This window comes from Nocardia sp. NPDC060220 (assembly GCF_042727815.1).
Classification (GTDB): domain Bacteria; phylum Actinomycetota; class Actinomycetes; order Mycobacteriales; family Mycobacteriaceae; genus Nocardia.
The window spans coordinates 1-8,266 of sequence record NZ_JBHWZY010000251.1; the positions used below are offsets into that span (position 1 = coordinate 1).

General features: G+C 67.5%; 9 protein-coding genes. 4 read left to right on the forward strand and 5 right to left on the reverse strand.

From position 1 onward, the window contains the following. On the reverse strand, positions 1-802 hold an 802-nt coding region (locus ACFWF3_RS15280; RefSeq protein ID WP_379314154.1), incomplete at its 3' end, for an extracellular solute-binding protein. A gap of 271 nt (positions 803-1,073) precedes the next feature. Between ACFWF3_RS15280 and ACFWF3_RS15285 the strand changes: the two genes are divergently transcribed. Both ACFWF3_RS15285 and ACFWF3_RS15290 read left to right on the forward strand, forming a co-directional pair. Beyond that, on the forward strand, positions 1,074-1,874 hold the full coding sequence (locus ACFWF3_RS15285) for a DUF2786 domain-containing protein (protein ID WP_379314161.1): 801 nt from the start codon (positions 1,074-1,076) through the stop codon (positions 1,872-1,874). A gap of 87 nt (positions 1,875-1,961) precedes the next feature. After that, positions 1,962-2,489 (forward strand): TIGR04338 family metallohydrolase, encoded by a 528-nt coding sequence (locus ACFWF3_RS15290; protein ID WP_379314155.1) that lies wholly within the window; start codon positions 1,962-1,964, stop codon positions 2,487-2,489. 12 nt (positions 2,490-2,501) lie between these two features. Here the strand turns inward: ACFWF3_RS15290 and ACFWF3_RS15295 are convergent, their stop codons facing one another. Further along, a complete protein-coding gene (locus tag ACFWF3_RS15295) occupies positions 2,502-3,467 on the reverse strand; it encodes an o-succinylbenzoate synthase (protein ID WP_379314156.1) in 966 nt (321 codons plus the stop codon). Between the two features lie 73 nt (positions 3,468-3,540). Next, the gene (locus tag ACFWF3_RS15300; protein ID WP_379314157.1) at positions 3,541-4,710 is read right to left on the reverse strand and encodes a thiolase family protein; all 1,170 of its coding nucleotides are present in this window, start codon (positions 4,708-4,710) and stop codon (positions 3,541-3,543) included. A gap of 84 nt (positions 4,711-4,794) precedes the next feature. On the opposite strand from ACFWF3_RS15300, the gene ACFWF3_RS15305 reads away from it, so the two are divergent. Further along, on the forward strand, positions 4,795-5,325 hold the full coding sequence (locus ACFWF3_RS15305; protein ID WP_378989252.1) for a winged helix-turn-helix transcriptional regulator: 531 nt from the start codon (positions 4,795-4,797) through the stop codon (positions 5,323-5,325). Here the strand turns inward: ACFWF3_RS15305 and ACFWF3_RS15310 are convergent. Then, positions 5,322-5,969: an NADPH-dependent F420 reductase gene (locus ACFWF3_RS15310; protein ID WP_379314158.1), complete on the reverse strand. Its 648-nt coding sequence runs from the start codon at positions 5,967-5,969 to the stop codon at positions 5,322-5,324. The two genes, ACFWF3_RS15305 and ACFWF3_RS15310, sit on opposite strands and share 4 nt — an antisense overlap. Before the next feature lie 146 nt (positions 5,970-6,115). After that, positions 6,116-7,195 (reverse strand): ABC transporter ATP-binding protein, encoded by a 1,080-nt coding sequence (locus ACFWF3_RS15315; RefSeq protein ID WP_379314159.1) that lies wholly within the window; start codon positions 7,193-7,195, stop codon positions 6,116-6,118. 136 nt (positions 7,196-7,331) lie between these two features. On the opposite strand from ACFWF3_RS15315, the gene ACFWF3_RS15320 reads away from it, so the two are divergent. After that, positions 7,332-8,126: an LLM class F420-dependent oxidoreductase gene (locus tag ACFWF3_RS15320; protein WP_379314160.1), complete on the forward strand. Its 795-nt coding sequence runs from the start codon at positions 7,332-7,334 to the stop codon at positions 8,124-8,126. Positions 8,127-8,266: the final 140 nt, after the last annotated feature.

Consider the following 8,266-nt stretch of genomic DNA (forward strand, 5'->3'; position numbering starts at 1 on the left):
ACTCGAACGCGCTGGCGCTCTCGCCTTCCTTGAAGGTGATGGCTTCCTTGGGGATGTCACCGTTCTTGTAGGCGTCGACGAGGACCTTCAGGCCCGCCTTCGACTCCGGGCTGTTCACGGTGGGGGTCTTGCCGTCGGCGCCGACGAAGCTGCCGCCGAAGGCGTTGATGACCTCGGAGGTGTTCACGGTCAGGCCCTCGTAGGGGGCGAGCTGACCGGCGTAGCAGCCGATGTTGTTGTCGCGGGCCACCTGGCACTGGCCGAGCATCTCGGTCCAGGTCTTGGGCGGGTTGGGCACCAGGTCCTTGCGGTAGTACAGCAGACCGCCGTTGGTGTTCTTCGGCGCCGCGTACAGCTTGCCGTTGTAGGTGGCGCTGGCCACGGTCGGCGCGAGCAGCGGCGCGGTATCGATCGCGAAGCTGTCCTCGAGCGGCTGGATCCAGCCCTTGGCCGCGAATTCGGCGGTGTTCGGCACGTCGAGGGCGACCACGTCGTAGCCGTCCTGCTTGGCGCGGAAGTGCTCGGCTAGGTCGTCGTGCTGCTGGGTGCCGTCGGCCGACTGCTCCTTGAACGTCACCTGCTCGTTCGGGTGCGCGGCGTTCCAGCGGTCGATGAGCTGCTTGACCACACCGGTTTCGGTGGTGTCCTTGCCCTCGACGTAGGTGATCGGGCCGCGGCCCGTCAGGTTCTGGTCGAGTGCGTTGCCCCCGTCGTCACTGGAACAACCGCTGGCGAACGTCGCGGTGAGCAACGCGATCGAGGCAGCAGCCATCGTCGCTCTGGGGACAAACTTCAAGGCCATCGCAGACACTCCAGGGTCAAGACGTGAGCAGCAGCACACCGTGCGGTGCAACAGGCAACATACAGGATTCTCGGCGGCGCGGGCGCCGCGTGTTCTCGGCCTGGGAGGCCTCGATCTTCCCTTCCTACGGGCACTCCGTCGTCGCACCCTTCGGTCGGTCCGGATCGAGGCTGCCGAGAACGGGCACAGACTTGCACAGTTTTTCTGTCAGTGTGGTGGCTTAGGGTCATTGCTTGTGACAAGTCCCTCGCCGGCCGCTACGCCCGATCGGATGCTCACCCGCATCGGCGGTTTGCTGCGCAAGGCCGAGTCCACCGACAACGCGCACGAGGCCGAGGCATTCCTCGCCGCGGCCCAGAGACTGGCGACGAAATCCTCGATCGATCTCGCGGTGGCGCGCTCACATGTGGCCTCGCGCGAGCGCAGGTCGGCGCCGGTGCAGCGGATCATCCCGATCGGCGAACCGGGCCGAAAAGGTCTGCGCACCTACGTCCAGCTGTTCGTGGCGATCGCTACGGCCAACGACGTTCGCTGCGATGTCGCCCGTACTTCCGCCCAGGTCTACGCCTACGGCTTCGCCGCCGACATCGACACCTGCGAAGCGCTCTACGCGAGTCTGCTCATCCAGATGGTCCGCGCGTCGGACCACTACATCAAATCCGGCGCCTACCGCGAGGCGACAGTGGTCAAGGTCGTCACCGAGAAGCGTCTCGGCCGTTCTGTCCGCCGCAAGGTGGAGGCGCCGGTCGCGGGAGTCACCGCGCGGCTCAACTTCCAGATGGCCTTCGCCGCCCGCATCGGTGCGCGGTTGGCCGAGGTGAAAGCCGAAGTCGTCGCCGAGGAGTCGGTGGTCGAATCGACGGGGACCGCCCTGGCATTGCGGGACAAAGAAGTAGCCCTCACGGACTTCTACACGGCCACCTCCGAGGCGCGCGGAACCTGGCGTGGGCCGCAGACCTCCACCGGGCACTCCGCCGCGGCTCGTCGCGCGGGCGACCGAGCGGGCCGTACCGCCCGCCTCGGCACCTCACCGGAACTGCCTGCCGCACGCGGAAAGCTGTCGGGCCGATGAGATCGACCGAGCTATCGGCATTCCGCCGGACCGTCGGCGGCCCGCTCGGCGGTGCGTTCCCGGTGGGGAGCGGCGGGCAGGGCTGTGGTGCCGGGTAGTTCGCCACGGCCGCAGCGCGACAGCCAGCGTGCCAAGGTCTATGACGGTGAGCAGTTGGTGCGTGGGGTATTCGATCGTGCCGACGAGTTCGGCCACCGGACGGTCGAGGTCTACGGCTCGCAACTGACGTTGCCGGTGGAGCGACGCTTCGCCTCGGTGGAGTCGGTACAGAGCTACGCAGACAAGGTGCTGGCGCTGAATTGGGTTCGCGCACACTGGGAGCGAGCCACAGTATCGATCAGGGTCCGGGCCCGGGGTGGTGCCGCGGCCGCTCACTACGAGCCGGAGACCGCCGTCCTCGCCGTCCCGCTGCACACCGGCTCCACCGCATGGGCGCTTCGCGAACTGGTGGTCCTGCATGAACTCGCCCACCACCTGGCGCCCGATTCGGCGCAGGCACCACACGGACCCGAATTCTGTAGCCGCTATATCGAATTGGTGGACGGTGTGATCGGCCCGGAAGCCGCATTGCTGATCCGGGCCACTTTCGCCGGATGCGGTGTTCGGTTCGGCTAGGGATTTGCTCGCTCAGCGGTCCTCGAGCAAGGCGCTGACTCGCTCGTAGCGTCGCAGCCACCAGTCGGCACGGTCGGGATCGGGGTGACGGTATTTGTCCAGCAATGTGGGGTCGGGCTCCGGTGGCGAGGCCGGGACCGGCAACCATCCGTCGACCGGCAGCAACGACGCAGTGACGAGATCGCCCTCGAACAGTGCGAGAGTGCCCAATCCACAGGCGAATTCGAGCTCGGGCAGCGCGCCCGCCAACGCCAGCTGCGCCGACAGGCCGACGCTGGTCTCGAGCGCCGACGAGACGACGGTCGGCAGCCCGGCCGCCCCGGCGACCGCCAATGCCCGCCGGACTCCACCCAGCGGCGTGCACTTGAGTACCGCCACGTCAGCGGCGCCGGCCACCGCCACCCGCATCGGGTCCTCGGCCCGGCGAATCGACTCGTCGGCCGCGATCGGCACCGAAACCCGCCGACGCACCTCGGCCAATTCCGTCACGGTCCGGCACGGCTGTTCTACGTATTCCAAACCCCCGGCGGCTTTGTCGATCTCTCCGATATGCCGGACGGCGGTTTCCACGTCCCACACCGCGTTCGCGTCGATCCGAACGGCCCCGGATTCCCCGATCGCTTCGCGCACCGCGGCCACCCGAGCCACATCCTCGCCCAGTGAGTCGGGGTGATCCGCCACTTTCACTTTCGCGGTCGCGCAACCGGATTCCCGAACAATTCGGCGGGCTCGGGTGGGATCCACCGCGGGCACAGTGCAATTCACCGGAATCCGATCACGCACCGGGGCCGGCCACCCCACTGTCACCTGTTCGACGGCGGTCGCCAACCACCCGGCCGCTTCGCGATCGTCGTATTCGGGAAACGGGCAGAACTCGCCCCACCCCAATTCGCCGCGGATCAACATCCCCTCGCGCACAGTGATCCCCCGAAACCGTGTCCGCAACGGAATCGCATAAACAAACAGTTCGGTGCTCACCCGACCGATCGTAGATCTCGCTACGCGGGTCGAGACGAACGGCGGCGCTCACGGTGAGCGCCGCCGTCCGGTGTCACAGGCGTTCGATGATGGTGGCGTTGGCCAGGCCACCCGCTTCGCACATGGTCTGCAACCCATAGCGCGCTCCACGCTGCTGCATCGCGTGGACCAGCGTGGTCATCAACCGCGCCCCGGAAGCGCCCAGCGGATGCCCGAGCGCGATCGCCCCACCGTGCACGTTGACCCGGCTCATGTCCACCCCGGTCTCTTTCGCCCACGCCAGCACAACCGGCGAGAATGCCTCGTTGATCTCGAACAGGTCGATGTCGCCGATGTCCAGACCAGCCCGGCGCAGCACCTTCTCGGTGGCCGGAATGACCGCGGTGAGCATCAGCAACGGGTCGTCGCCCGCGACCGAGAAGCTGTGCAGGCGAGCCAGCGGCCGCAGGCCGAGCTGCTCGGCGCGTTCGCCGGACATGATCAGAACGGCGGAACTCCCGTCGCTGACCTGGCTGGCGGAGGCGGCGGTGATCTCCCAGCCGATCTGCGGGAACCGCGCCGCCATCGCGGGGTCGTAGTAGGCGGGCTTCAGTTTCGCGAGGGTGTCGATGGTGCTGCCGACCCGGATTCCCTCATCCGTGGTCAGCCCGTTGATCGGTGCGAGTTCCGCGGTGAAGAGTCCGTCTTTGGTTGCCCGAGCGGCCTTTTCATGGCTGCCGAGGGCGAATTCGTCGAGCTGGGTTCGCGTCAGACCCCATTTCGCGGCGATGAGTTCGGCGCTGATTCCCTGTGGGACGAGGTCCTCGGGATAGCGCTGCGAGAAGGCGATGCCCGACAGGTCGGTGGCGCCGACCAGGTTGGCGCCCATGGGAACTCGCCCCATCGATTCCACGCCGGCGGCGACCACGATCTCGTACGCGCCCGCGATAACCCCCTGTGCGGCAAAGTGAATCGCCTGCTGACTGCTGCCGCACTGCCGGTCCACTGTCGTGGCGGGCACGGATTCCGGATATCCGGCGGCCAGCGCGGCCCGCCGGGTCATATTCGATCCCTGCTCCCCGACCTGGGTGACGATGCCGCCGATCACATCGTCGATGAGCGCCGGATCGATCCCGCTGCGCTCGACCACCGCCCGCAGGCTGTGGGCCAGCAGATCGACCGGATGAACGTCGTGAAGTGCGCCGTTCGGCTTGCCCCGCCCGATCGGGGTGCGTACCGCTTCGACGATGACCGCGTCTCGCATGGAAGTCCTCTTTCGCCAAAGCTGGCTCTATCTGACAATAGCCAGCTTAGGTCCTAACTATCATCGACTCAAGTCAGATTGGCTATGATGTCTCTCATGGCAGCCGTGATGGAAGGACCCCTGGCCGATCTCAGCAAATGGGAAACGGCGGGCTGTTCGATCGCCAGAGCCATGGACCTCATCGGCACCCGCTCCGCGATGCTCATCCTGCGCGAGGCCTACTACGGCACCCGCCGCTTCGACGGCTTCGCCCACCGAGTGGGCATCACCGACGCCGCCGCTGCGGCCCAACTCCGCAAACTCACCGCCGCCGGCCTCCTGGAAAAACGCCCCTACCAGGAGGAAGGCAAGCGCACCCGGCACGAATACGCCCTCACCCAGATGGGCCGGGACCTGCTCCCCGCGGTCGTGGCCCTCTGGCAATGGGGCGACGCCTACCTCCAGCCGGGCCCGCCACCCCTGCTGCGGGTAGACGCGGAAACCGGCGAACCGGTCCGCGTCGACCTGCGCACCTCCGACGGCACCGAGATCCCCCTGGAACGCCTGGCGGTCCGAGTCAACGAGGACTACCTCCGCGACCGCGCCGAACGCCGAAGGAAGAACCCGGACAGCTAGGCGCTGAACACGCCGATCGTCACGTCCTCCGTGCCGAGGGCCTGGAACAGGCTGACCCACAGCAGGACGACCGGCTCGGTGCTGCGGGCCGTGTTGAGCGCGCCGAGGTCGATCAGCTGTTCGTCGGCCCAGCCGAAGGAGTTCAGCAGCCGCGCCACCTGCGACTTGGCATCGGCGTCGTCACCGCTGAGGAAGATGGTGTGCTGTCCGGGAATTCGGGCCGGGTCGACCATCACCTGGTTGTTGGTGGTGTTGAGCGTCTTCACCACGCGGGTGGCCGGAAAGGCCCGCTGGATTTCCTCGGCGACGCTGCCCGCCTCGGGGACAACGAGTTTCGGCGGAAAGCCCTGCGAGAAGTCGAGTGCGTTGGAGACGTCGACGATGATCTTGCCCGCGAGATTGTCCGACCCGGCCGCGGTGAGCGCCGCCACCGATACCGTGCCCGATGTCGCATTCACGATCAGTTCGGCCGCTGCCGCCGCGTCGGCGAAAGTGCCGTGCGCCCCGCCGGTTTCGGCTGCCCACGCGGTGGCGTCGGCATTGTCGGCGGTCCGCGACCCCATCGTCACCGTGTGCCCGACCTCGACCAGCTTGCTCGCCAGCCGGCGACCGACCTGGCCGGTGCCGAGTACTGCTATGCGCATGTCACTACCCCATGTCGGCAAACCCGCCCGGCGATCACCGGGTCCGAGCATCAGCATAGGGCCGCACCGGAATCGAGCCGAGCGTCTACGCGCACAGCGCAATCGTGCGCGGGCGACTCGAGTCACGAGCCGCCCGCGCATCCGAATCAGCGCAGGCGCTTGCCGTCCACGCTGAAGAAGTACACGTGTTCGGGGTCGGTGGTCAGGCAGAGGCGATCGCCCTTGGACGGCGGGTTGCGCCAATCCACGCGCGCCACAATCGTTTCCCCGGTCTGGCCGCCGGCGCCCGCCGAGAGGGCGCGACCGTAGACGTAGGCGTCGGAGCCCAGCTCCTCCACGACGTCGACCTCCAATTCGAGGCCGCCGTCGCCGACCTCGAGATGTTCGGGGCGGATGCCGAGGACCACGGAGCCCTCTCCCGCGTCGGCCACCGCGCGCGGCACCCGTACCGGGTAGCCACCGATGGTGACGGCCCCGTCGGTGACGGGGAGGGTGAACAGGTTCATCGCGGGCGAACCCATGAACCCGGCGACGAACATGTTCGCCGGATCGCGGTAGAGGTCGCGCGGCGAGGCGCACTGCTGGAGCAGGCCGTCCTTGAGGACCGCCACCCGGTCGCCCATCGTCATCGCCTCGACCTGGTCGTGCGTGACGTAGACGGTGGTGGTGCCGAGCCGGCGCTGCAACTGGGCGATCTGGGTGCGGGTCTGCACGCGCAGCTTCGCGTCGAGGTTCGACAGCGGCTCGTCCATCAGGAACACCCGCGGCTGACGCACGATCGCGCGCCCCATCGCCACGCGCTGCCGCTGTCCGCCCGAGAGCGCCTTCGGCTTACGGTCGAGGTACTGCTCGAGGTCGAGGAGCTTGGCTGCCTCGAGCACCCGCTCGTCGCGCTCGGCCTTGGACACCTTGGCCAGCTTCAGCGCGAAGCCCATGTTCTCCGCGACCGACATGTGCGGGTAGAGCGCGTAGTTCTGGAACACCATCGCGATATCGCGATCCTTGGGTTCGGCGTTGGTCACGTCCTTGTCGCCGATCCGGATGCACCCGGCGTTGACCTCTTCGAGGCCGGCCAGCATGCGCAGCGAGGTCGATTTGCCACACCCGGAGGGTCCGACGAGTACGAGGAATTCGCCGTCGGCGATCTCCAGGTCGAGTGCGTCGACCGCGGGTTTGGTGGCACCGGCGTAGAGCCGGGTAGCGCGGTCGAAAGTGACGGTAGCCATGCGTAGATCAACATCCCATCCCGGCAGGAACGTGCCGGACGATCCGAGTAGTGGGTCGCTGGGATCGTAGCGGCCCACAACGGTGCCGGGTAGCCTCGGTCGCGGTGCCAACCCGAGCTATCGAGGAGCCAGCGAGATGAGTCGTCCGGTCCGTATCGGAGTCCAGCTTCAACCGCAGCACGCGCCCGATTACGGTCTGATCCGCGACGCGGTGTTGCGGGCCGAGGACGCCGGAGTCGACATTATCTTTAACTGGGATCACTTCTTCCCGCTCACCGGCGACCCGGCGGGCGCGCATTTCGAATGCTGGACGATGCTCGGCGCGTGGGCGGAGCAGACCGAGCGGGTCGAGCTCGGCGCGCTGGTCACCGGCGGCGGCTACCGCAATCCCGACCTGCTCGCGGATATGGCGCGCACGGTGGACAACATCAGCGGCGGCAGGCTGATCCTCGGCATCGGCGCGGGCTGGTTCGAGCGTGACTACGACGAGTACGGCTACGAGTTCGGTACGCCGGGCAGCAGGCTGACCCTGTTGAAGGAGAGCATGGCGCGCATCACCGCCAGGCTCGGGAAGCTGAACCCGCCGCCGGTCCGCGACATCCCGATCCTGATCGGCGGCGGTGGTGAGCGCAAGACGCTGCGCCTGGTCGCCGAGTACGCCGACATCTGGCACTCCTTCGCCGACGTGGCGACTCTCGGCCACAAGAACAAGGTGCTGGCCGAACACGCGGCCGTCGTCGGTACCGACGAGTCGCGGATCGAGCGTTCGGTGCAGTGGCAGGGTCGCGACGAGGCGAAGGCGCTGCACGATGCGGGCGTCACCCTGTTCACCGTGGGTGTTTCCGGCCCCGGCTACGACCTCACCGAAGTCCGGCGCGCCATCGAATGGCGTGACGAGACGAACCCGGCCGTGCTGGAGGGCCTCGCGTAGTTTCGATCACGCTGCGGCGAACCCGCTTCCGGGCCTCGACCGGCTGTCGCCGTGGATCGACACCGTGAGCCGCAGCGATGCGTAACCTTCGCTGTGCAAGGTTGCGGCTAGGGTCTATCGGCATGGCAGGTGTACGAACT

Coding starts and splice junctions, on each gene's coding strand:
- ACFWF3_RS15285 (WP_379314161.1), top strand. CDS start 1,074: ATGCTCACCCGCATCGGCGGTTTGCTGCGCAAGGCCGAGTCCACCGAC.
- ACFWF3_RS15300 (WP_379314157.1), bottom strand. CDS start 4,710: ATGCGAGACGCGGTCATCGTCGAAGCGGTACGCACCCCGATCGGGCGG.
- ACFWF3_RS15305 (WP_378989252.1), top strand. CDS start 4,795: ATGATGTCTCTCATGGCAGCCGTGATGGAAGGACCCCTGGCCGATCTC.
- ACFWF3_RS15310 (WP_379314158.1), bottom strand. CDS start 5,969: ATGCGCATAGCAGTACTCGGCACCGGCCAGGTCGGTCGCCGGCTGGCG.
- ACFWF3_RS15315 (WP_379314159.1), bottom strand. CDS start 7,195: ATGGCTACCGTCACTTTCGACCGCGCTACCCGGCTCTACGCCGGTGCC.
- ACFWF3_RS15320 (WP_379314160.1), top strand. CDS start 7,332: ATGAGTCGTCCGGTCCGTATCGGAGTCCAGCTTCAACCGCAGCACGCG.